The 24,036-nt window shown below is 70.7% G+C and carries 13 protein-coding genes; 9 read left to right on the forward strand and 4 right to left on the reverse strand.

Features of this window, described 5'->3' with window-relative positions; genetic code table 11:
- Window positions 1–120 precede the first annotated feature (120 nt).
- From ABB22_RS00945 to ABB22_RS00985, 9 genes are all read left to right on the forward strand, one after another.
- Window positions 121–1,065 carry a proline racemase family protein gene (locus tag ABB22_RS00945; RefSeq protein WP_055765494.1) on the forward strand — a complete coding sequence of 315 codons (945 nt, stop codon included), beginning with the start codon at window positions 121–123 and terminating at the stop codon, window positions 1,063–1,065.
- A complete protein-coding gene (locus ABB22_RS00950) occupies window positions 1,059–2,180 on the forward strand; it encodes an NAD(P)/FAD-dependent oxidoreductase (protein ID WP_425477761.1) in 1,122 nt (373 codons plus the stop codon). The genes ABB22_RS00945 and ABB22_RS00950 overlap by 7 nt, the downstream gene beginning before the upstream one ends.
- Window positions 2,177–2,419, forward strand: coding sequence for a (2Fe-2S)-binding protein (locus ABB22_RS00955; RefSeq protein WP_055765487.1), 243 nt, complete (start codon window positions 2,177–2,179; stop codon window positions 2,417–2,419). The genes ABB22_RS00950 and ABB22_RS00955 overlap by 4 nt, the downstream gene beginning before the upstream one ends.
- Window positions 2,416–3,720: an NAD(P)/FAD-dependent oxidoreductase gene (locus ABB22_RS00960; protein ID WP_055765485.1), complete on the forward strand. Its 1,305-nt coding sequence runs from the start codon at window positions 2,416–2,418 to the stop codon at window positions 3,718–3,720. Before ABB22_RS00955 ends, ABB22_RS00960 begins: the two co-directional genes overlap by 4 nt.
- On the forward strand, window positions 3,717–4,619 hold the full coding sequence (locus tag ABB22_RS00965; protein WP_055765481.1) for a dihydrodipicolinate synthase family protein: 903 nt from the start codon (window positions 3,717–3,719) through the stop codon (window positions 4,617–4,619). The genes ABB22_RS00960 and ABB22_RS00965 overlap by 4 nt, the downstream gene beginning before the upstream one ends.
- Before the next feature lies 1 nt (window position 4,620).
- Window positions 4,621–6,213, forward strand: a complete 1,593-nt coding sequence (locus tag ABB22_RS00970) for an aldehyde dehydrogenase family protein (protein WP_055765479.1) — start codon at window positions 4,621–4,623, stop codon at window positions 6,211–6,213.
- The gene (locus ABB22_RS00975; RefSeq protein ID WP_055765476.1) at window positions 6,210–7,412 is read left to right on the forward strand and encodes a M24 family metallopeptidase; all 1,203 of its coding nucleotides are present in this window, start codon (window positions 6,210–6,212) and stop codon (window positions 7,410–7,412) included. Before ABB22_RS00970 ends, ABB22_RS00975 begins: the two co-directional genes overlap by 4 nt.
- A gap of 24 nt (window positions 7,413–7,436) precedes the next feature.
- On the forward strand, window positions 7,437–9,770 hold the full coding sequence (locus tag ABB22_RS00980) for a S9 family peptidase (protein WP_055765473.1): 2,334 nt from the start codon (window positions 7,437–7,439) through the stop codon (window positions 9,768–9,770).
- A gap of 437 nt (window positions 9,771–10,207) precedes the next feature.
- Window positions 10,208–17,701 (forward strand): fibronectin type III domain-containing protein, encoded by a 7,494-nt coding sequence (locus ABB22_RS00985; RefSeq protein ID WP_057504996.1) that lies wholly within the window; start codon window positions 10,208–10,210, stop codon window positions 17,699–17,701.
- A gap of 212 nt (window positions 17,702–17,913) precedes the next feature.
- Here ABB22_RS00985 and ABB22_RS00990 read toward each other — a convergent pair whose 3' ends face one another.
- The 4 genes from ABB22_RS00990 to ABB22_RS01005 all read right to left on the reverse strand — a co-directional run bounded on the left by ABB22_RS00990 (window position 17,914) and on the right by ABB22_RS01005 (window position 24,030).
- Complete coding sequence (locus tag ABB22_RS00990; RefSeq protein ID WP_161809333.1) at window positions 17,914–20,697, reverse strand: TonB-dependent receptor plug domain-containing protein; 2,784 nt, start codon at window positions 20,695–20,697, stop codon at window positions 17,914–17,916.
- A gap of 330 nt (window positions 20,698–21,027) precedes the next feature.
- Entirely contained in the window at window positions 21,028–21,858 is an 831-nt protein-coding gene (locus ABB22_RS00995; protein WP_211264509.1) for an acid phosphatase, read from the reverse strand.
- A gap of 8 nt (window positions 21,859–21,866) precedes the next feature.
- Window positions 21,867–22,823: a transaldolase gene (locus ABB22_RS01000; RefSeq protein WP_057504998.1), complete on the reverse strand. Its 957-nt coding sequence runs from the start codon at window positions 22,821–22,823 to the stop codon at window positions 21,867–21,869.
- Between the two features lie 13 nt (window positions 22,824–22,836).
- Window positions 22,837–24,030 (reverse strand): CaiB/BaiF CoA transferase family protein, encoded by a 1,194-nt coding sequence (locus ABB22_RS01005; RefSeq protein ID WP_057504999.1) that lies wholly within the window; start codon window positions 24,028–24,030, stop codon window positions 22,837–22,839.
- Between the last annotated feature and the right edge of the window lie 6 nt (window positions 24,031–24,036).

Raw genomic sequence — 24,036 nt, forward strand, 5'->3', positions numbered from 1 at the left:
CCGATGCTAGCGCATGCTTCCGGGCCGTGTCGCAGCGTTTCCGGGGTTGTGCCGAATTCCGCATGAGGGCGCCGAAAGCGCTGCTATTCGGCCCTGCGGCGGCGATGGGAGCATGTCCGCATGCACCGGATAGACATCATCGATTCGCATACCGCAGGCGAACCCACCCGGGTCGTGCTCGGCGGCTTTCCCGACCTCGGCGGCGGCAGCCTGCAGCAGCGCCGCGAGCGCCTGATGCGCGACTTCGACCACTGGCGCGCGGCGCTGGCCTGCGAGCCGCGCGGCTCGGACACGATGGTGGGCGCGCTGCTGCTGCCGGCCGAAGACCCGTCCGCGTGCACCGGGGTGATCTTCTTCAACAACGTCGGCTGCCTGGGCATGTGCGGCCACGGCACCATCGGCGTGGTGCGCACCCTGGCCGAGCTGGGCCGCATCCAGCCGGGCCGGCACCGCATCGAGACGCCGGTCGGCACGGTCGGCGTGGAACTGTTCGCCGACGGCCGCGTGGCGGTGGACAACGTGGAGAGCTGGCGCCACCTGCACGATGTCGCGGTGGACGTGCCCGGCCATGGCATGGTGCATGGCGACGTGGCCTGGGGCGGCAACTGGTTCTTCATCACCGCGCAGGCGCCCTGCGCGCTGACCCTGGCCAACCAGCGCGAGCTGACCGCCTATACCGAAGCGATCCGCATCGCGCTGGAGCGCGACGGCATCGGCGGTGCCGACGGCGCCATCGATCATGTCGAAGTCAACGCGACCGCGCCGGACGGCAGCGGCACCGCGCGCAACTTCGTGTTGTGCCCGGGCCTGGCCTACGACCGTTCGCCCTGCGGCACCGGCACCAGCGCCAAGCTGGCCTGCCTGGCCGCCGACGGCAAGCTGGACGAAGGCGTGCGCTGGGTACAGCAGGGCATCCTCGGCAGCGCGTTCGAGGCCTCTTACCGGCAGGGCACGCGCGGCATCCTGCCGCGGATCACCGGCCAGGCCTGGATCACCGCGCGCGCGACCCTGCTGATCGACGACGCCGATCCGTTCGCCTGGGGCATCGGCAGCCAGGCATCGTGAGTGGTCACAGTCGCCACGACCTGATCGTCATCGGCGCCGGCATCGTCGGCGCCGCCTGCGCGGAGGCGGCGGTCGCCGCCGGCCTGCGCGTGGCGGTGGTCGAGAGCGGTGCGATCGGCGGCGGCGCCAGCGCTGCGGCGATGGGCCATCTGGTGGCGATGGACGGCGACCCGCACGAGCTGGCGTTGTGCGTGTACTCGCTGCGGCTGTGGCAGCGCTGGGCGGCATGGCCCGAGAGCGAGCACCAGCGCTGCGGCACGCTGTGGGTGGCGCGCGAAGAACAGGAGCTGGAAGGTGTGGCGGCGCGCGTCGAAGCGCTGGCGGCGATGGGCGTGCGCGCCGAAGCAGTCGATGCGCGTGGCCTGTATGCGCTGGAGCCCGCCCTCGCCGCCGGCATGAAAGGCGGCATGCGCGTGGCCGACGACGCGGTGGTGTATCCGCCGCGCGTGGCCTGGCGCCTGATCGAGGAAGCGCGCGGAGCCGGCGCGCAGCTGTTCGCCGGCGCGCGCGCCGAATGCCTGGTCGATGGCGGCGTGCGCCTGGCCGATGGCCGCGTGCTGCACGGACCGGTGCTGGTGGCCACGGGCGTGGCCCTGCCGGAGCTGCTGCCGGAACTGCCGATGCGCGCGCGCAAGGGACAGCTGGTGATCACCGAGCGCCATCGGCCGCTGCTGCGCCACCAGTTGATCGAAATGGGCTACGCCGCCGCCGCGCATGGCGCGGATACGGCCAGCGTGTCGTTCAACGTGCAGCCGCGGCCCAACGGCCAGCTGCTGATCGGTTCCTCGCGCGAGTACGACGCCACCGGCATGGACATTTCACTGCCGCTGCTGCGACGCATGCTGCAGCGGGCCACGGCCTTCGTGCCGGCGCTGCGCGAGGTGCGCGCGCTGCGCAGCTGGTGCGGCTTCCGCCCGGCCACCGCCGATGGCCTGCCGTATCTGGGCCCGGTGCCGGGCCGTCGCGACGTATGGGTGGCGGCCGGTCATGAAGGCCTGGGCATCACCGCGGCGCCGGGCAGTGCGCGGCTGGTGATCGATGCCCTGCTCGGGCGCACGCCGGCCCTGCCGTTGGTGCCCTACCTGCCGGAACGCGCGATGCGGGGCGAGGCATGAACAGCATCGTGTTGAGCGTCGATGGCGTGCAGGTGGAAGTGCCCGACGGCGCCAGCGTGGCCGCCGCGGTCGCGCGCCGCGGGTCGGTCTTCCGCCGTTCGCCCGGCGGCCAGCCGCGCGCGCCGCTGTGCGGCATGGGCGTGTGTTTCGAATGCCGGGTCAGCATCGACGGCGTGGCGCAGCAACGCGCCTGCATGGTGCTGGCGCGGCCGGGCATGCGGGTGGAGACGCAGCCATGAAGCAGCGGCGTTTCGACCTGCTGGTGGTGGGCGCGGGGCCGGCCGGCCTCGCCGCCGCGCATGCCGCGGCCCGGCGCGGGGCGAAGGTCGGGCTGGTGGACGCGCAGCCGCGCGCCGGCGGCCAGGTCTGGCGGCACGACCTGCGCTTCGGCGTGCCGGCGATGGCGCGTACGCAGATCGAGGGCCTCGGTTCGGCGGGCATCGAGTGGCTGGCCGGGCACGAAGTGGTCCTGGCCGACGACCACACCGTGGTCGCCAGCCATGCCGACGGCGCGGTGGCGCTGCACTGGCGCAAGCTGGTGATCGCCACCGGCGCGCGCGAACTGATGCTGCCGTTCCCCGGCTGGACCCTGCCGGGCGTGACCGGCGCCGGCGGCCTGCAGGCGCTGGCCAAGCAGGGCTGGCCGGTGGCCGGCAAACGCGTGGTCGTGGCCGGCACCGGTCCGCTGCTGCTGGCGGCGGCGGCGACGCTGCGCCGCCACGGCGCGCAGGTGCTCGGCATCCACGAACAGGCGGGCAGGGAGGTGCTGCACGCCTTCGCGCGCCGGCTGTGGCGCTGGCCGTCGCGGCTGGCGCAGGCGGTGGCGCTGCGTGCGCGCCTCGCCGGGGTGCCATGGCATGCCGGCAGCGTGGTGCTGGCCGCGCACGGCGATGACACGCTGCGTGCGGTCGAAGTGGAGCGCGGCAACGGCCGCGAATGGATCGAATGCGACCAGCTGGCGGTCGGCTGGGGACTGGTGCCGAACGTCGAACTGGCACGCCTGCTGGGCTGCGGGCTGGATACGACTTCGGTGCATCCGGCCGTGCGCGTCGATGCGCGCCTGCGCAGCAGCCATCCCGACATCCATGCCGCCGGCGAGGCGCTGGGCGTCGGCGGACGCGACTGCGCGCGCGTCGAGGGCGCGATGGCGGCCTGCTTCGCGCTCGGCGACGAACGCGGCGGCGAGGCGCTGCGCGCACGCCGCGAGCGCGAGCGTGCCTATGCCGATCTGCTGCACGCCCACTTCGCCCCCGACGCGCGCACGCGCGCCCTGGCGACGCCCGACACCCTGGCCTGCCGCTGCGAGGACGTGCCGATGTCCGCGGTGCATGCGCACGCCGACCCGCGCCAGCTGCGGCTGGTCACGCGCTGCGGCATGGGTGCCTGCCAGGGCCGTGTCTGCGGCGCCGCGCTGCGCGAACTGCGGCTGGCTTCGCCTTCCCTCTCCCCCACCGCCGTGCGGCCACCGCTGACTCCGGTCGCGTTGGCCGCATTGGCCGATGTTCCCTCCGACGAACCCGAACAAGGTAAAGACCCATGAGCAATGCAGGTTTCTGGCGCGGCGTGCTGCCGGCCATCACCACGCCCTTCACCGCCAGCGGCGAGGTCGACCACGCCTTCCTGGCCGAACATGCCAAGCGCATGCTCGCCGCCGGCTGCAGCGGCATCGTGCCGCTGGGCTCGCTGGGCGAGAGCGCCACGCTCACCTTCGACGAGAAGATCGCCATCGTGCGCACCCTGGTCGCGGCCGTGGAAGGGCGCGTGCCGGTGGTGGCCGGCATCGCCGCGCTGTCCACCGACGAGGGCGTGGCACTGGTGCAGGCGGTCAAGGCCGCTGGCGCCGGCGGGGTGATGGTGCTGCCGCCGTATGTGTACTCCAGCGACGCGCACGAGATGGGGGCGTACATCCGCACGATCCTGGCCGCCACCGATCTGCCGGTGCTGCTCTACAACAACCCCATCGCCTACCGCACCGACTTCACTCCGGCGCAGATCGCGCAGTTCGCCGCCGATTTCCCGCACGTGCAGGCGATCAAGGAATCCTCCGGCGACGTGCGCCGCCTGGCGGCGATCCGCGAACTGATCGGCGACCGCCTGGTGCTGCTGGTGGGCGTGGACGACCTGATCGTGGAGGGCATCGCGATGGGCGCCGAGGGCTGGATCGCCGGCACCGTCAACGCTTTCCCGGAAGAAGCGGTGCAGCTGTTCGAGCAGGCGCGCACTGGCGGCTACGCGGCCGCACGCGACCTGTACGAGTGGTCGCTGCCGCTGCTGCGCATGGACACGGTTCCCAAGTTCGTGCAGCTGATCAAGCTGATGCAGGAGCGCGTGGGCCTGGGCAGCGAGCGCGTGCGCGGGCCGCGACGGGTGGTGGAGGGCGCCGAGCGCGAGCAGGCGCTGGCGCTGATCGACCACGCCATCGCCACCCGGAAGCGCTGACATGGACACGGTCGCGCCCCTGCTCATCGCCGGCCGCTGGCAGGCCGCACAGGACGGCATGGAGACCTTCCGTGCGTTCGATCCGGCCAGCGGGGACGCCATCGGGCCGGCGTTCCCGCGCAGCGGCGCGACCGACGTGGAACAGGCGCTGGCCGCGGCCAGCGCCGCCGCGCCGCGGCTGGCCGCCACCGACCCGGAACGCATCGCCGCCTTCCTCGACGCCTACGCCGATGCGCTGGAAGCCGATGCCGACGCGCTGGTGCAGCTGGCGCACGCGGAAACCGGCCTGCCTGCCGCGCCGCGGCTGCGCGGCAATGAACTGCCGCGCACCTGCAGCCAGCTGCGCCAGGCCGCCGCCGCCGTGCGCGGCCACCGCTGGACGCAACCGGTGATCGATACCGCCGCGGGCCTGCGCTCGCACCACGCACCGCTGGGCAAGCCGGTGCTGGTGTTCGGCCCGAACAACTTCCCGTTCGCCTTCAATGCCGTGTCCGGCGGCGATTTCGCCGCGGCCATCGCCGCACGCAATCCGGTGATCGCCAAGGCGCATCCGGCGCATCCGGCCACCAGCCAGCGCCTGGCCGGGCATGCGCAGCGCGTCGCCGAAGCCGCCGGCCTGCCGCCGGCCACGGTACAGCTGCTGTACGACGTCGAACCGGCACTGGGCCTGGCCCTGGCCGGCGATGCGCGGCTGGGTGCGGTCGCCTTCACCGGCAGCCGATCCGCCGGGCTGGCCCTGAAACAGGCCGCCGATGCCGCCGGCACTCCCTTCTTCGGCGAGCTGTCCAGCCTCAACCCGGTGTTCCTGCTGCCCGGTGCGCTGGCCGAGCGTGGGCCGGCGCTGGCCGGGGAGTTCAGCGGTTCCTGCCTGCTCGGCAGCGGCCAGTTCTGCACCAACCCGGGGCTGGTGATCGTGCCTGAAGGCGCGGCTGGCGATGCCTTCGTCGCCGATGTGCAGGCGCGCTTCGCCGCCACCGCGCCGCTGCCGCTGCTTTCGCGCGGCGTGCTGGTGTCGCTGCGGCATGCGATCGCGGCGTTGCGCGACGCGGGTGCGCGGCTGCTGTGCGGCGGCGATGCCGGCACCACGGGCTACCGCCATGCGCCGACGCTGCTGACGGTGGGTGCGGAGGATTTCCTCGCCGACCCGCGGCGGTTCCAGGCCGAGGCCTTCGGGCCGTGCAGCCTGCTGGTGCGCGCGGCCGATGCCGCGCAGATGCAGGCCATCGCCTCGACCCTCGAAGGCCAACTCACCGGCACGCTGTACCGCGCCGCCGACGGCAGCGACGATGCCGCCTGGCGTTCGCTCGCCGCCGCGCTGCGGCCGCGCGTGGGCCGCCTGATCGCCGACCGCATGCCCACCGGCGTGCTGGTCAGCCCGGCGCAGCAGCATGGCGGTCCGTTCCCGGCCTCGACCCAGCCCGGCTTCACCGCCGTCGGCCTGCCGGCGGCGATCCTGCGCTTCACCGCGCTGCAGGCATACGACAATGTGCCCGATGCGCTGCTGCCGCCCGAACTGCGCGACCGCAACCCGGGCGGCCTGCCGCGCTGGACCGACCAGCACTGCACCACCGCCGATATCGGAGCCACCCCATGAATGCACAGATAGGACACCTCACCCTGGAACAGGCGCGCGCGCAGCTGGCGCCGTGGCCGCACCGTGCGCCGCCGATCGGCGATGCCGAATACGCCCAGCGGCTGGAACGCGCGCGCGGCCTGATGCGCGCACAGGGCGTGGACGCGCTGCTGGTCACCGCCGGCACCTCGCTGCGCTGGTTCGCCGGCGTGCCGTGGGGCGGCAGCGAGCGGCTGGTGGCGATGCTGCTCACGCTGGAAGGCGAGCCGCTGATGGTCTGCCCGGTGTTCGAGGAAGGCTCGCTGGATGCGGTGCTGCGCATCCCGGCCGGCAAGCGCCTGTGGGAAGAACACGAGGACCCGCACGCGCTTGTGGCCCAGGCCATGGTCGAGCGCGGCGCGCGCACGCTGGCACTGGACCCGGAAGCGCCGTACCGCGTGCAGGTGGGCCTGGCCGCGCACCTCGGCGCGACGGCCATCACCTCGGCCGCGGCGGTCATCGACGGCTGCCGCATGTGCAAGTCGCCGGCCGAACTGGCGCTGATGCAGCAGGCCTGCGACATGACCCTGCAGGTGCAGCGGCTGGCCGCCGGCATCGCCCGCGAGGGCATCGGCACCGACGAACTGGTGCGCTTCATCGACGAGGCCCACCGCGCGCTCGGCGCCGATGGTGGTTCGACCTTCTGCATCGTGCAGTTCGGCCACGCCACCGCCTTCCCGCACGGCATTCCCGGCGTGCAGCACCTGCGCCGCGGCGAACTGGTGCTGATCGACACCGGCTGCAGCGTGCAGGGCTACAACTCCGACGTCACCCGCACCTGGATCTTCGGCGAAGCCGATGCCGGGCAGCGGCGCATCTGGGACCTGGAGCGCGCCGCGCAGCAGGCCGCCTTCGACGCGGTGCGCCCCGGCGTGACCTGCGAGGCGGTGGACCAGGCCGCGCGCGACGTGCTGGAAGCCGGAGGACTGGGGCCGGACTACCGCCTGCCCGGACTGCCGCACCGTACCGGCCATGGCTGCGGGCTGGCGATCCACGAGGCGCCGTACCTGGTGCGCGGCAACGCCCTGCCGCTGGCGCCGGGCATGTGCTGCAGCAACGAGCCGATGATCGTGGTGCCGGGCCGCTTCGGCGTGCGCCTGGAAGACCACTTCCACGTCACCGCCGACGGCGCGCAGTGGTTCACGCCGCCATCCATCGCTATCGACCAGCCATTCGCCTGACCGCACGCAAGGGAGAACGACCGCATGCTTCGATCCGGAACCATCCATCGCCACCTCCGCGGCTGGCTGCTGGCGCTGAGCTGCGCCAGCCTGCCGGCCTTCGCGCAGGACACGGCGCCGCCGACACCGGACGAGGCGGCGTTCGCACGTTCGCTGCAGCTGCGCGAGCAATGGATGTACCTGACCACCGGGCTGGCCGGGCCGGCCACCTGGATCGACGGCGAACGCTACCGTTACCGGCGTACCGCGCCGGGCGGCTTCGAGTTCGTGGTGCGCAGGGTGGGGCAGGCGCAGGCCGAGGCCGCATTCGACCAGGTGCGGCTGGCCACGGCGCTGTCGCCGCTGCTCGGCCGCGGCGTGGACGGACGGCGCCTGCCGTTCGCCGATTACGAGATGGACAAGGACGGCAAGGCGCTGCGCGCCTGGGTGGACAACGCCTGGGTGCGTTGCGAACTCGGTGCGGAATACCGCTGCGCGCGCTGGAGCGAATCCGGCCCGTCGCCGCGGCCGCGCGGCTGGGGCGTGGTGCGCGATCTCTCGGTGGCGGCCGACGCTACGCCGCAGCGTTCGCCGGACGGGCGCATGGAGGCCTTCGTGCGCGACGGCAGCGTGCTGCTGCGCACGCTGGCCGACGGCAGCAGCAGGGTATTGGCGCGTGATGGCGCCGATAACGATTTCTACGACCCGGAGAGCATCGTCTGGTCGCCCGACTCCAGCCGCTTCCTGGTGCTGCGGGTCAAGCCGGGCGATGCGCGCCGGGTGACGCGGGTGGAAACCTCGCCGCGCGACCAGGTGCAGCCGCGCGTGCGCACCCAGCTGTATCCCAAGCCCGGCGACGCGGTCGACATCGACCGCCCGGTGATCTTCGAGGTCGCCAGCGGCCGCCGCGTCGAGGTGCCGACCGCGCTGTTTCCCAATCCCTACGAGATCAGCGCGCCGCAGTTCCGCGCCGATAGCCGCACGCTGGCGTTCCGCTATACCGAGCGCGGCTTCCAGCGGGTGCGGCTGATCGAGGTGGATGCGCATACCGGCGCGGCGCGCAGCGTGGTGGAAGAACGCAGCGACACTTTCGTCAACAGCTGGTGGCAACGCGCCGACTTCCATGACGTGGGCAGGCGCGGCGAACGGATCGTGTGGATGTCCGAGCGCGACGGCTGGAACCACCTGTACGTGGTGGACGGCCGCAGCGGCCGCCTGCGCCAGCTCACCCGCGGGCCATGGGCGGTGCGGCAGATCGTCAAGGTGGACGAGGCGCGTGGCCAGATCTGGTTCGCCGCCAACGGCCGCGAGCCGGGCGACCCGTACCTGCAGCATTTCTACCGCATCGATCTCGACGGCAGGAACCTCGTCCACATGACCCCGGGCGAAGGCTGGCACGAACTGAGCCTGTCGCCGGACATGGCGCATTACGTCGATACCTGGTCGCGGCTGGACCAGCCCAACGTCACCGAACTGCGCGACGCGCGCGACGGCCGCCTGCTGGACACGCTCGAACGCGGCGACGCCAGCGCGCTGTTCGCCGCCGGCTACCGCGCCCCGGAAACCTTCAGCGCGCCCGGCCGCGATGGAAAAACGCCGATCTGGGGGCTGGTGGTGCGGCCCACGCATTACGACCCGTCGCGCCGCTACCCGGTCATCGAGAGCATCTACGCTGGCCCGCACGATTCGCACGTGCAGAAGAAGTTCTGGCCGTTCGACAATCAGTCCAGCAACGAGCGCCTGATCGGCGCACAGGCGCTGGCCGACCTGGGTTTCATCGTCGTGCAGATCGACGGCATGGGCACGATGAACCGCTCCAAGGCCTTCCACGACGTGGCCTGGAAGAACCTGGGCGACGCCGGCTTCCCCGACCGCATCGCCTGGCACAAGGCCATGGCCGCGCGCGATCCCTCCTACGACATCAGCGGCGGCGTGGGCGTCTACGGCGCCTCGGCCGGCGGCCAGAACGCGCTCAACGCGCTGGAATTCCACCCGGAGTTCTACACCGTGGCGGTGGCCTACAACGGCTGCTACGACAACCGCATGGACAAGCTCAGCTGGAACGAGCAGTGGATGGGCTGGCCGGTGGACGAAAGCTACGCGCGCGCCTCCGGCGTGGACAACGCGCACCGGCTGCGCGGCCAGCTGCTGCTGATCGTCGGCGAGCAGGACGAGAACGTCGACCCGGCCTCGACCTACCAGGTGGCCGACGCGCTGATCCGGGCCGGCAAGGACTTCGACCTGCTCACCGTGCCCGGCACCGGCCACGGCGTGGGCCGCTCGCAGGAACCGATCGACTACATCCAGCGCCGCAAGTTCGACTTCTTCGTGCGCCACCTGCTGAAGCGGCCGACGCCGGCGTGGAACGCCCGCGATTGAGCGGGGTTGTTCCCGCCCGGCGGGAGTCGCCACGCCCCGCCCGGGCTTGAAGCCAGCTGCCCCGGAACGCTGGACAGCTCGAAACCCTTCTCCCTCCGGGAGAGGGGTTGAGGTGAGGGACACCCCGGAAGGCGGGCTCTCTAGGACCCGGTCACCCCCAGTCGCCCGCGCGACGCCCGGCCGCAAGTTCGTCGCCTTCCCCGGAATCCCGAAGCTCCCCCGCGCCCGATTCCGCTTCCGGGAACCCGCCACGGATTGTTAAATTCGTCACGCCTGCGAGAGCGGGCGTAAGGGTTGCCGAAGATCCGCCAGACCGGGAGAGACGGGGCGTGATCGGATCCGGCTGCTTTCTGCGGTAGGGGATTTGAAGGATTCATTCGTGGGGGGGCTGCCGGTGGGCGGGCCGTCCCTTGGCTCGTGCTGCACAGGGGAAACGCATGTCGATCATCATTTCAGGTGGCCTTTTCCGCAAAGGCGGTTTCCTGTCACGCCTGAAAAGCGGCTTCGCCACGTTGGCACTGCTGGCACTGGCTGCGCCGGCCCATGCGGCAATCACGGCGCGGGTGACCTACCAGACGCATGCCGAGTACCTGGCGCTGGGACATACGAACCCGGGCATGCTGGCTTTCCGGCGCAGCCCCGCCAACGGGGACCAGAACAACGCCATAGGCGTTGCCTGGCCTACATTCAACGGCAACGTGACCAACTACGCGGTCGATCTGGGGACGACACCGGGCTGGTTCTCGGTGGGCTATTCGGATTCCGTTACGGCACATCAAGAGACGGGCTGCGTGACAGCCCCGATCGATTACAACACCTTCCAGTATCTGGACGATGGCCAGACCATCGACATCACCCTCACCTGCACGGCGTCGGACACTACGCCGCCCACTGTCTCCAGCGTCAACTCCAGCACCGCCAACGGCACCTACAAGGTTGACGACGTCATTTTCATCCAGGTCAATTTCAGCGAGACGGTGACGGTCACCGGCATACCGCAGCTGACCCTGGAAACCGGCGTGACCGACCGCACGATCAGCTACGCCAGCGGCAGCGGCACCAGCACGCTGACGTTCAAGTATATGGTGGTTGCCGGCAACACCAGCGCCGACCTGGACTACGCGGCCACCAATGCGCTGTCCCTGGGTGGCGGCACCATCAAGGACGCGGCCGGCAACAATGCCATCCTGACCTTGCCTGTGCCGGGCGCGGCCAACTCGCTGGGTGCGAACAAGAACATCGTCATCGATGGCGTGGCGCCCACGGTCAGCGGGGTCACGGCCAGCAACGCCAATCGCACCTACAAGATCGACGACGTCCTCTCGCTGCAGGTCAAATTCAGCGAGACGGTGACGGTCACCGGCATACCGCAGCTGACCCTGGAAACCGGCGCGACCGACCGCACGATCAGCTACGCCAGCGGCAGCGGCACCAGCACGCTGACGTTCAACTACACGGTGCAGGCCGGCGACAGCAGTGCCGACCTGGACTACGTGGCCACCAATTCGCTGTCCCTCAACGGCGGCACCATCAAGGACGCGGCCGGCAACAACGCCATCCTGACCTTGCCTGCGCCGGGTGCAGCCAACTCGCTGGGTGCGAACAAGAACATCGTCATCGATGGCGTGGCGCCCAGCGTCACCAGCATCGCGGTCAGCGGTTCCCCCGCCAGCACCGATACCGCGATGGCCTTCACGGTGACCTTCAGCGAGCCGGTGAACAACGTCTCCACCGACGACTTCACCCTGGTCGGCAACGGGGCCATCGGCACCATCGCCAGCGTGTCGACCTCCAGCGGCAACGCGGTCAACGTCAATATCACCTCGATCACCGGCGCCGGCACGATCAAGATCGACCTCAATGGTTCGACCAACATCGTCGACAATGCCGGCAACAGCATTCCGTCCTACAGCAGCGGCAACACCCACACCGTCGCCATCCCGACCGCGCCGGGTGCCCCGACCATCGGCACCGCCACGGCGGGCGATGCGCAGGCCACGGTGACGTTCACCGCACCGGCCAGCGATGGTGGCTCGGCGATCACGACCTATACCGCCACGCCAAGTCCCGCCGTGCCGGGCGGCCCGTTCACCTGCGCCGGGCCGGCCGCCTGCACCATCACGGTCACCGGCCTGACCAACGGCACGGCCTACACCTTCACGGTGACGGCGACCAACGGGACCGGCACCAGCGCCGCGTCGGGGGCGAGCACTCCGGTCACGCCCAAGGCCAACCAGACCATCACCTTCAACCAGCCGGCCAACTACAACTACGGCACCACACCGATCCTGGGGGCCACCTCCGATTCCGGGCTGACGGTGAGCTTCAGCTCGTCCACCACCAGCGTGTGTACCGTCACCTCCGGCGGTGAGCTGACCTTCGCCAGCGCCGGCACCTGCACCATCAATGCCGACCAGAGCGGCAACGCATCCACCAACGTGGCGGGCACGGTGACCCGCAGCTTCACCGTCGACGCCATCACTCCCGGCGCGCCGACCATCGGCACGGCCACGGCCGGCAACCAGCAGGCCACGGTGACCTTCAGCGCACCGTCGTCGACCGGGGGCGCCACCATCACCGGCTATACGGTGACCGCCAGTCCGGGCGGCAATATAGGCACCGGTTCGGGCTCGCCGATCACTGTCACCGGCCTGACCAACGGGGTGAGCTACACATTCACCGTGACCGCGACCAACGCCGCGGGCACCGGTGCGGCGTCGACCGCTTCCAACGTGGTCATCCCGGCCGCGCCGCAGAGCATCACGTTCATCAATCCAGGTGCGCAGAACTTCGGCAGCGCGCCGGACCTGCGCATCCTCAATGGCGGCGCATCGGCTACTTCCGGGCTGGATGTGAGCTTCACCTCGTCCACGACCGGCGTATGCACGGTAACGTCCGAAGGCGTGCTGGGCTTTGTGACCGTGGGCAGTTGCACGATCCTGGCCAACCAGGCCGGCGATGCGGCTTTCCTGGCGGCGACACAGATCAGCCGCACGTTCATCGTCCATTCCGTCATCCCCGGCGCACCGACCTCGGTCGTGGCCACGGCCGGCGACACCCAGGCCAGCGTCGCCTTCGCCGCGCCGACCAGCACCGGTGGCACCTCGGTCACCGGGTACACGGTGAGCGTGTTCCCGGTGGACGTGGCGCCGGTCAATGGTGCAGGGTCACCGATCGTCGTCACCGGCCTGACCAACGGACAGGCCTATACCTTCACGGTAACCGCCGACAACAACGCCGGCACCGGTCCCGCGTCGAGCGCTTCCAACAGCATCACCCCGGCCGCGATCCAGACGATCACCTTCAACCATCCCGGTGCGCAGAATTTCGGCACCACGCCCACCCTGATCGCGACCTCCGATTCAGGGCTGACCCCGACCTTCACCTCGTCCACGCCCGAGGTGTGCACGATCACCACCATCGGCGGCGGGCTGACCTTCATCACCGCCGGCACCTGCATCATCAACGCCGACCAGGCCGGCAACGGCAGTTATCTCCCGGCGACCAAGGTCACCCGCAGCTTTACTGTCAATGCGGTGACTCCGGGCGCGCCGACCATCGGCACCGCCACGGTGACCGGCGTCGGTACGGCGTCGGTGGTCTTCACCGCGCCGGCCTTCAATGGCGGCGACCCGGCGCTCAGCTACAGCGTGACGCCGAACCCGGCAGTGACGGGCGGGCCGTTCACCGGCACCACCTCACCGATCACGGTCAGCGGCCTGGATGCCGGCATCAGCTACACCTTCACCGTGACCGCGACCAACAGTATCGGCACCGGCTCGCCATCGGCCGCGTCCATTGCCGTCACCACGGCGGCCACCCAGGTGATCACTTTCGCCAACCCGGGCGCACAGGCCTTCGGCACCACGCCGACACTGACCGCTACCGCCGAATCCGGGCTGGCGGTGAGCTTCACTTCGTCCACGGCCGGTGTGTGCAGCATCAGCAGCACGGGCCTGCTGGCTTTCCACACCACCGGTGGCTGCACCATCAACGCCGACCAGGCCGGTGATGCCAGCCACCAGCCGGCACCGCGGGTTTCCCGGACGTTCGCGGTCAACGCGGTGGCGCCGGGCGCACCGGGCATCGGCACGGCCATCCTGACTGGCGTCGGCCAGGCGGCGGTGGCTTTCACCGAGCCGTCGTTCAATGGCGGTGCGGCGGTCACGGGCTACATCCTGACGCCGAGCCCGGCGGTAGCGGGCGGGCCGTTCACCGGCACCACCTCGCCGATCACGGTCAATGGACTGACCCCGGGTACGCGCTACACCTTCACCGTGACCGCGACCAACGGCGTGGGCACCGGTGCGGCGTCGGCCGCATCCAATGCCGTCACCACGGCGGCGACGCAGGTGATCAGCTTCGCCAACCCGGGCGCACAGGCCTTCGGCACGACGCCGACGCTGGTGGCCTCGGTGGACTCTGGCCTGAGCGTGGCCTTCAGCTCTGCCACGCCGGGCGTGTGCAGTGTTGGCGGTGATGGCGCGCTGACCTTCGCCACGGTGGGCGATTGCACGATTCATGCGGATCAGGCGGGCAACGCCGGCACCTTGCCGGCCCCGCGGGTGAGCCAGACGTTTGCGGTCAAGGCGGTGGTGCCGGCGGCGCCGGTCATCGGCGCGGCGGCCATGACCGGTGCGGACAGCGTGCAGGTGAGCTTCGCCGCGCCGGGCTTCACCGGCGGCGCAGTGGTTACCGGCTACAGCGTGATCTCGAACCCGGGCAACATCACCGCCAGTGGCAGCGGCTCGCCGATCACGGTCAACGGGCTGACCCCGGGCACGCGCTACACCTTCACCGTAACCGCGACCAACGGTGCAGGCACCAGCCCGGCGTCGGCACCTTCCAACGCGGTGACCACGGCGGCGACGCAGGCGATCACCTTCGCCAACCCGGGCGCACAGGCCTTCGGCACCACGCCGACGCTGGTGGCCTCGGTGGACTCTGGCCTGAGCGTGGCCTTCAGCTCTGCCACGCCGGGCGTGTGCAGCGTTGGCGGTGATGGCGCGCTGACCTTCGCCACGGTGGGCGATTGCACGATTCATGCGGATCAGGCGGGCAACGCCGGCACCTTGCCGGCCCCGCGGGTGAGCCAGACGTTTGCGGTCAAGGCGGTGGTGCCGGCGGCGCCGGTCATCGGCGCGGCGGCCATGACCGGTGCGGACAGCGTGCAGGTGAGCTTCGCCGCGCCGGGCTTCACCGGCGGCGCAGTGGTTACCGGCTACAGCGTGATCTCGAACCCGGGCAACATCACCGCCAGTGGCAGCGGCTCGCCGATCACGGTCAACGGGCTGACCCCGGGTACGCGCTACACCTTCACCGTGACCGCGACCAACGGCGTGGGCACCGGTGCGGCGTCGGCCGCATCCAATGCCGTCACCACGGCGGCGACGCAGGTGATCAGTTTCGCCAATCCGGGCGCACAGGCCTTCGGCACCACGCCGACGCTGGTGGCCTCGGTGGATTCGGGCCTGCCGCTGCGCTTCGAGGCATCCACGCCGTCTGTGTGTAACGTCACGGCCGCTGGCATGCTGGGTTTCGCCAGTGCCGGTACCTGCACGGTGACGGTGCACCAGGACGGCGATGCCAGTCACTTGCCGGCTTCGCGGGCGCAGTCGTTCAGCGTGACCGCGGTGGTGGCCGCGTCGCCGGTGCCGGGCGAGGTGACGGTGGTCGGTTCGGGCGAGGTGGCGGTGCATTTCACCCCGTCCGCCGCTACCGGCGAGACCATCACCTACACGGTCACCGCGCAGCCGGGCGGCATTACCGCCAGCGGCACGGGCTCGCCGATCACGGTGCGCGGGCTGACCGATGGCGTGAGCTACACCTTCACCGTTGCCGCGTCCGGCCAGACCGGCGGCAGCAGCGCGCCGTCGGCGCCGTCGGCCCCGGTGGTGCCGCAGGTGCTGCAGACGGTGGCCTTCGACGAGGTCGGCCCGCAGCGCTTCGACCAGGTGCCGGTGTTGTCGGCGCGCGCCGACTCCGGACTGCCGCTGGTGTTCAGTTCGTCCACGCAGGACGTGTGCACGGTGACCGCCGCTGGCCAGCTGGCCTTCGTACGGGCCGGCAGCTGCACCCTGGTGGTTGAGCAGGCCGGCGATGCCACCCATCGCCCGGCCTCGGCCACGCGCACGTTCCGGATCGAGCCGGTACCGCCGGGCGTGCCGGACATCCAGACGCTGACGCCGGTGGGTACCGGGCAGGTCAGCGTGGCGTTCACGCCGCCGGCGTTCACCGGTGGCGCGAGCATCGACGGTTACCGCGTCACCGCCACCCCGCAGGGCGCGGCGGCGCCGGCCCTGCGCACGATGAGCCTGCGTGCGGCCAGCACGCCGGGCGTGGTCACCGCCACCGGCAGCGGCTCGCCGATCCTGGTGCAGGGGCTGGCCGAGGGCGTGAGCTATGTGTTCACCGTGGCCGCCTACAACCTGGCCGGCGAAGGCGAGCCGGACAGCGCCACGGAGCTAGTGGCCGCACCGGAACTGAGCTGGATCGGCGATCTGCAGAAGATGTACGGCCAGGCCGATTTCGAGCTGCCGCTCCCGAAGAGCAACAGCCCGGGCGCGTTCACCTTCACCAGCAGCAATCCGGCGGTGGCCACGGTCAATGGCCGCACCGTCACCGTGGTGGGCGAAGGCAGCACCACGCTGACCGCTACCCAGGCGGCGACCCCCAGCTACCTCACCGGCGCGGTGGCGGTGACGCTGGTGGTCAACGCACGTCCCGACCCGACGCTGGACGCGCAGGTCAGCGGCGGCATCCAGGCGCAGGTGGACGCCAGCGTGCGCTTCGCCCAGGTGCAGGGCGACAACATTCGCGACCGCCTGCGGCAGGTGCGTTCGGGGCGCAACGCCAGCAGCGTCAATTTCGCGTTGGCCTATGCCGGCAGCCAGGGCGTACCGGGGCTGACGCTGCCGGTGGGCCGTGTGGCCGAGGCGGCGATGCCGTCCCTGCCGCAAGGCTGGGGCCTGTGGCTGGCCGGCACGGCGACCTTTGGCAAGGCCGGGCGCAACGGCCGTGCCGGTGGCGGTTTCGACTTCAACACCGGTGGCCTCACCCTCGGCGCGGACCGTGCGGTAGGCGAGCATGTGCTGCTGGGCGTGGCCAGCAGCTGGGGCCGGCAGGGCACGGACTTCGACGACACCCCGTCCAAGGTCGATGCCGACCAGCGCTCGCTGGCGGTGTATGGCCTGTGGCGCATGGGCGAGCACCTGTTCGTGGACGGCCTGCTGGCCAACGGCCAGCTGGACTTCGACCTGGCCCGCTGGAGCGAACTGGCCAACGCCAGCGCCCATGCCACGCGCGCCGGCCAGCAATGGTTCGGCTCGCTGACCTTCGGCTACGAGCACCGCAGCACGTCGGGGCTGAGCCTGACCGGCTACGGGCGCTACGACGGCCACCGCGCCACGCTGGACGGCTACCGCGAGCGTGGGCTGGATGCCTACGACCTGGCCTATGGCCGGCAGCGGGTGGACAACAGCGCGTTGGCGGTGGGGCTGGAGGGCAGCCTGGCATTCAAGGGCGAGCGGCTGAGCTGGCGCCCGCACTGGCGCATCGAGTACCGCGGCGCGCTGGACAACCGCGGCGACGTGTCGGTGAACTACGTGCAGCGCCCGCAGGGCACGGACTACGTGCTTGCCATGCGCAGCTACAACGACGACATGCTGGCGCTGGGGGCGGGGATGGACCTGCAGCTGGACAGCGGTTGGATGTTCTCGCTGCTGCTGGGCCGCGAGCAGGGCCGCAACGCGATGCGCAGCAACAGCATCGGGCTGCAGGTGCGCTATGGGCAGCAGGGCGCGGGCGTGCCGATGTACGGCGGGAACGGCGACGCGTTCAACGCCGACATGACCGGCGACACGCGTCGTTGCCGTGGAGCGGCCCAGTCCTGTGCGACGCGGGGCAACGCGATGGGCGGCACCCGGCCCTGAGCGGGGCGACCGCGCCGGCGGTGCCGGCGCGGTTCCATGCAGGCATACGGCAACGGAGCGCGAGCCACGTTGCCGCGCCATGCCCTGCCGATCGGTACCGCAGCGGGAACACGGTCCGAACCCCGCGTCTCGCGCATGCTCCCCCTGAAAGAAAACAGCCACCGTGACCGCGTCACGGTGGCTGTCGTGCCGGGTGATGCCCGGATTGACGCTCAGAGCCTGTATTCGACCGTCATGAAGTACTCGGCGCCGGCCGGGTTGTACTTGCTGATGTCCGCGTACGGCCACCACTTCTCCGAGGCGTGGCGCCAGGGCTTCTTGTCCAGCACGTTGACCGCGGCCAGGTTGAAGGAGAGCGCGTCGGTGGCGCGGTAGCCCAGCGACAGGTTCACCGTGGTCCACGGCTTGAAGCGCTCGTACGCGTCGGCCCAGCGTACCGGCGAGGAGCCGAGCCGGTTGATGTGCACGTAGCTGGATACGCGCTTGTAGTCCCAGCCCAGGGTCATGTTGGAGCGGGTGCGGAACTCGTTGTTCCACTGCCGGTCGCGGATGTTCTCGACCTCGTCCTCGGGCAGGTAGCGGCTGAGCGTCTTGAGGATGTGGGTGTAGCCGATGCGTGCCGAGAAACGGCCCCAATGCTCGGTCGGCAGGCTCGAGTTCCAGGTCATGTCCACGCCGTCCTGGCGGTACATGCCGGTGTTGAACGGGCTGGTGATCACCGACTGCACGCCATCGCCGCGGCCGCCGCGCTGCACGCGCGCCAGCATGGTCTGGCACTTGGGCGAGTTGGCGTCCACGTCCCTGCCCTGCACGTCATAGCCCAGCGCGCACTCGGCGGCGTAGCGCAGCACCGCGTCGGCGCCGATGACGCCGACCTGGTCGTTCAACTCGACGCTGTACCAGTCCAGGCTGAAGGAATGGTTGCCGCCGAGCTGGGCGACCAGGCCGATGGTGTCGCTGGACCCCTTTTCCTCGCGCAGTGCCGGATCGCCCTCGGAGTACTGGCGGATCGAACCGGTGCCGTACTTCTCGCCGCAGCCCTGCCAGCTTGCGCCGCGCGCCAGTCCCTCGCCCTTCACGCAGGCCAGGTAGTCCACGCCGCTGGTGTAGGACGAACTACGCTCGGCGAACATCACGTGCATGTCCGGGGCGCGGAACGAGGTGGCATGCGAGGCGCGCACCAGCAGCCAGTCCGACGGCCGCCAGCTCAGGCCGGCCTGCCAGGTGAAGGCACCGCCGACGTCGGAGGCATCGTCGTAGTAGTCGTAGCGCGAGGCCAGCTTCGCATCCCACTGGCCGAAGCCGGAACCGGCGGGCAGCAGCGGCACCGAGAACTCGGTGCCCAGCGCGTAGTGGTTGCGCTTGCCCTGGCCGCGGATGCCGCTCCAGCCGTAGATCTCGCCATCGACGGTGGGCTGGTCGGTGATGAAGCGGTAGGTATCGCGGTTGGCCTCGGCCACGGCGGCGAAGGCCAGCGGCCCGGCCGGCAGTTCGAACAGCGAGCCGGAGAGGTCGGCGGTGAAGGCCTGCGAGGTGGAGCGGCCGTCGCCGACCGAGGTGTACATCGCGTCGCGGAACTGGTCCGGGGTAAGCGTGCCGAAGAAATCCAGGTCGCCATCGGGCAGCAGGTTGCCGTCGAGGCGGTCCTTGCCAACCCGCACCCAGCGGCTGCCGGACCAGGGGAAGGACCAGTCGCGGCCCTGCTGGCCGAACAGCAGCGAGAGCATGGCCTGGTCGTTGAAGCGATCCACGCTGTCGCGGTAGCGGTAGCGGCCGTAGTTGTAGTTCAGGCTGTAGTCCAGCTCGCCCACGGTGCCGCGGATGCCGGCGATGACGACGTCGTTGTCTTCCTTGAACGACTGGTTGCTGCCGGTGAACTCGGAATTGCGGAAGGTGCGGTAGATGTGCCGCCATGCCTTCGCGTCCGGTACCGGTGCCTGCATGTCTTCGACCACTTCGTAGTCCACCGCGAAACCGTAGCGGTACAGGCCGGCGTCGGCGCGCGAGCGGGTGGACAGCGCGGTGGCGTACAGCTCGTGGTCGCCGAGGTGGTGGCTGAGGTTGAGGAAGCCGAACAGGCGCTTGCGGCCGTTGCGCACGGTGTAGCTGTCGAAGTCGTTGTCGCCGCAGTAGTTCTCGCTGCCTTCGCCGGCCCAGCCGGGGCGTACCGCCTCGTAGCCCAGCGTGCCGCAGCGGTTGCCGATGTCGAGCAGGTCCCAGCCGGTGTCGCGGTCCCAGAACGACATCACCTGGGTCGGTTCGCGGTAGTCGGGGTCGGGCGAGCGGTCGGGCGAGGCGAACCAGCTGCGCTGGTCGCCGCGGATCGGCCAGCGCTTGTCCCATTCCAGGCCGGCGCTGATGCGGGTGTCGCCGAACTCGAAACCGGTGGTGAGCGTGGCGCGTTCGGAGCGGCCGCCGCCGTGCACGGTATCGCCATGCCGCCAGGACACGGTGGTGCCCTCGATGCGGTCCTTGAGGATGACGTTGACCACGCCGGCCACCGCGTCCGAACCGTAGATCGCCGAGGCGCCGCTGGTCAGGATCTCGACCCGGTCCACCGCCGAGGTCGGGATCATTGCCAGGTTGGTGACGTTGCCGCTGATGCCGCCCGAAGGCTTGGGCAGCACGGGGATGCGGCGGCCGTTGAGCAGCACCAGCGTGTAGCCGGGGCCGAAGCCGCGCAGGTTCAGCGCCTGGGCGTTGGCGTTGAAGTTGTTGGTGTTTTCCTCGCCGACGAAGACGCCGGTGTTCACCGTCAGGTTCGACAGCGCGTCGTAGACGTTGGCGAAGCCCTGGTGCTCCAGGTCCTGCGCTGTGACGACCTGTACCGGGTCGATGCCCTCGATCTCGGTGCGCTTGATGCGCGAACCGGTGACTTCCACCTTGTCCAGCGACGTGGTGGTGTCGCCTTTCGCCGCCTGCGCCGTCGCCAGCGACGGCAGCAATGCGGTGACGATGGCGCTGGCAATGATGCTGCGTTTCCGTGTAACCCTCATATCCCCTCCCCGAAGTATGTCGGCCGCGCATGCGTTGCGCATGCCACGGCAGCAAAGGACGCAATGGCGCCTCTGCCATGGTCTTGAGAGCGGGGTGCCTGCCGATAGCACGAAACGCGGGCGACCGATGCGGAACTCCGCATAGCGCCACGGCGAAAATCCGGGTCGGGTTATCGCCCGCACGGCGTCAGCCGGCGCATGCGCTGGAAGGGAGGGCGACTCCGATCCCGGTCTTCAGCCCGGCAAAAAAAAGCGACCGGGCCATGGCGGCCCGGTCGCGGCGATACCGGAGTAAGGGAGAGAGCAACCGGTAACGGAAACCGTGGCGTGTCAGTAGGCCGTGGTCGGCAGCGGCTGGGCCAGCGCGGCGGCGCTGGCGTCGCAGTCGGCCGGCGGCACGCCATTGCGCGCGCGCGCTGTCGCCAGTTCCGCGCGCGCGGCGTCCATGTCGTGGCGGAACTGCGGGTCGGCATGCAGGCGCGCGACCACCGCCGAGCCCATGAAGCGCCCGGACAGCACGTCGCTGTGCCAGTGCACGTTGCACACCAGCCGGCTTTCGCCATAGCTGCGGCCGCGGGCGAGGATGGCGTCGCTGCGGTCCGGCGCCAGCTCGGCGAGGATCAGCGCCCATGCCCAGCCGATGGAGGTGTGCCCGGACGGATAGGAGCCGTTCTCCGCCAGCCCCGCTTCCTTGTCCGGCGTGCAGGTGGATTCGCCGTTGACCATGAACGGCCGCGTGCGGTTGTAGCGGTGCTTGGCGGCGTCGCTGACCACCGCCGCGTCGGTGCGGGTGCGGCGCAGCAGGCCATACAGGCGCGGCGTGGCGGCCTCGTCGATGCGGGTGCCGATGGCGCAGGCGAAGATCGATGCGGCCTCGGGGAACTGCAGGTTGGCATCGGCGATGGCCTGCTGCCAGCGCGGCGTGCCGCGCAGGTTGCGCGCCAGGTTGACCTGCTCGTCCAGCGCGAACGCGGCCGACCCCGGCGCCGGCGGCGGCGGCAGCAGGGCGATGCTGTCCGGCAGCTGTTCGGTCTCCAGATAGCCGCGGGCGACGCCCGGGCGGATCTCGGGAACCGCATGCCGCGCGGCCGGTGTGGCGCAGGCGCTGGCCAGCAGGCACAGGCTGGCGGCGAACAGGAGCGGGGTACGCATCGGGGTCATGGCGGGCCTCAGGCGAGTCGGGCGGCGATGTTCTGCCGCAGGGTGAGCAGGTCTCTGGCGAAGGCATCGATGCCGGTGGCCAGCTTCTCGGTCGCCATCGGGTCGGCGGCCATGTCGGCGTCGAACTTCGCTTCGTCGATCGCGGCAACGTCGACCGCCTCGGCCGGCTGCGGCGAGAGCTTGCGCGGCAGCTCGCCCTGGTCGGCGTCGAGCTTCTCCAGCAGGTCCGGCGAAATGGTCAGGCGGTCGCAGCCGGCCAGCGCCTCGATCTGCGCGGTCGAGCGGAACGAGGCGCCCATCACCACCGTGGCCGAGCCGCGGCGCTTGAACTCGGCATACACGCCGCGCACGAACTTCACGCCCGGGTCTTCGTCGATGCTGGCCGGGGTCTGGCCGTTGGCCACGTACCAGTCGAGGATGCGGCCGACGAACGGCGAGATCAGGAATGCGCCGGCTTCCGAGCAGGCCAGCGCCTGGGTCGGATTGAAGATCAGGGTCAGGTTGCAGTCTATGCCCTCGGCCTGCAGCACGCGCGCGGCTTCCACGCCGGCCCAGGTGGCGGCGATCTTGATCAGCACCTTGCCGCGCGGCACGCCGGCCGCCTCGTACATGGCGATGAACTGGCGCGCCTTGGCGATGGTCGCTTCGGTGTCGTGGGCCTGGTCGGCATCGACTTCGGTGGAAACGCGGCCCGGCACCAGTTCGGCCAGCATCGTGCCCACGCCGATGGTCAGGCGGTCGACCACGGCCTTGGCCACGTCATCGCGCTCGCCGGCCTGCGCACGGCCCCATGCCAGCTCGCGCTCGATCAGCCCGGCGTAGACCGGCAGGTCGAGGGCCTTCTTCACCAGCGTCGGGTTGGTGGTGCAGTCGACCGGGCGCAGGCGCTTGATGGCCTCGTAATCGCCGGTATCGGCGACGACGACGGACAGTCCGCGCAGTTGGGCGAGCCTGGAGGGGGTCATTGTGCGTTCCGGATCAGGGCGTGGCGCCGTCTTCGGCGACGCGGGCGAGAAGGGTGGCGGTGTCCTGGTCGAACACCGGCGCGGCGAACGGCGGCGGGCCGGGCGTGCGCCCGAACACGATCGGGCGGGTGATGCCACGGTAGCTGCCCAGCACCGGATGCGGCAGCGAAGCGACCATGTCCTCGGCCTGCACCTGCGGATGCTCGAACATGTCCTCGACCTTGCGCGCGGCCGCGCACGGCACGTCCTCGCCGAACAGCGCCTCCCACTCCAGCGCGCCGCGCGCGGCCAGCGCGGCGTGCAGCCGCGCCAGCAGTTCCTCCGAATGCGCCGCGCGCTTGCGCACGCTGTCGTAGCGCGGATCGGCGGCCAGCTCCGGCAGGCCGGTCTTCTCGCACAGCGCCTGCCAGAAATGCGGGGTGTTGGCCGAGATGTAGAGCCAGCCGTCGGCGGTCGGGTGGATGCCGGTAACGCCGCCCGAGCGCATGTCGCGGCCCACCGCCTCCGGTTCGCCCTCGGCCCAGATCATCCGCGCCGACTGCATGGTCAGCGCGCTGCGCAGCAGCGACACGCCGACGAACTGGCCCTCGCCGCTGCGCTCGCGCTCGTACAGCGCCGAGGACACGCCCGCGGCCACCAGCGCGGCGGCGTAATAGTCCACCACCGAGCCGTAGAGGATCTCCGGCGCGCCGCCGGGCTTGCCCTGCATCGCGCACATGCCGGTCATGGTCTGCAGCACCTGGTCGTAGCCGGCCTTGTCGCGCAGCGGGCCGTTCTCGCCGTAACCGGTGACCGCGCAGTACACCAACCGCGGGTTGAGCCGCTGCAGGCTGTCGAAGTCGATGCCCAGCCGTGCCGGCACGCCGGGGCGGAAGTTGTGCACCAGCACGTCGGCCTCGCGCACCAGCCGCATCAGCACCGCGCGCTGGTCGGACTGCTTCAGGTCCAGCACCACGCCGCGCTTGGAGCGGTTGACGCCGAGGAAGGCGCGGCTCTCCGCCTCCAGCGTGGACGGATACTTGCGCAGGTTGTCGCCGCCCGGCGGCTCCACCTTGATCACTTCCGCGCCCTGGTCGGCCAGCAGCGTGCAGCCGTACGGGCCGGCGATGTAGGCGCTCAGGTCGAGCACGCGCACGCCGCCGAGCGGTCCGGCGGCGCCGTCGCGGCGGGCGATGTCGAAGGGAGAGGGGCTGTGGCTTCCTGACATGGGGTG

Source organism: Stenotrophomonas nitritireducens (assembly GCF_001431425.1).
Classification (GTDB): domain Bacteria; phylum Pseudomonadota; class Gammaproteobacteria; order Xanthomonadales; family Xanthomonadaceae; genus Stenotrophomonas; species Stenotrophomonas nitritireducens.

Bases quoted from the DNA above. Each gene is read 5' to 3' on its own strand.
- ABB22_RS00945 (WP_055765494.1), top strand. From the start codon at position 121: ATGCACCGGATAGACATCATCGATTCGCATACCGCAGGCGAACCCACC.
- ABB22_RS00955 (WP_055765487.1), top strand. From the start codon at position 2,177: ATGAACAGCATCGTGTTGAGCGTCGATGGCGTGCAGGTGGAAGTGCCC.
- ABB22_RS00960 (WP_055765485.1), top strand. From the start codon at position 2,416: ATGAAGCAGCGGCGTTTCGACCTGCTGGTGGTGGGCGCGGGGCCGGCC.
- ABB22_RS00965 (WP_055765481.1), top strand. From the start codon at position 3,717: ATGAGCAATGCAGGTTTCTGGCGCGGCGTGCTGCCGGCCATCACCACG.
- ABB22_RS00970 (WP_055765479.1), top strand. From the start codon at position 4,621: ATGGACACGGTCGCGCCCCTGCTCATCGCCGGCCGCTGGCAGGCCGCA.
- ABB22_RS00975 (WP_055765476.1), top strand. From the start codon at position 6,210: ATGAATGCACAGATAGGACACCTCACCCTGGAACAGGCGCGCGCGCAG.
- ABB22_RS00980 (WP_055765473.1), top strand. From the start codon at position 7,437: ATGCTTCGATCCGGAACCATCCATCGCCACCTCCGCGGCTGGCTGCTG.
- ABB22_RS00985 (WP_057504996.1), top strand. From the start codon at position 10,208: ATGTCGATCATCATTTCAGGTGGCCTTTTCCGCAAAGGCGGTTTCCTG.
- ABB22_RS00990 (WP_161809333.1), bottom strand. From the start codon at position 20,697: ATGAGGGTTACACGGAAACGCAGCATCATTGCCAGCGCCATCGTCACC.
- ABB22_RS00995 (WP_211264509.1), bottom strand. From the start codon at position 21,858: ATGACCCCGATGCGTACCCCGCTCCTGTTCGCCGCCAGCCTGTGCCTG.
- ABB22_RS01000 (WP_057504998.1), bottom strand. From the start codon at position 22,823: ATGACCCCCTCCAGGCTCGCCCAACTGCGCGGACTGTCCGTCGTCGTC.
- ABB22_RS01005 (WP_057504999.1), bottom strand. From the start codon at position 24,030: ATGTCAGGAAGCCACAGCCCCTCTCCCTTCGACATCGCCCGCCGCGAC.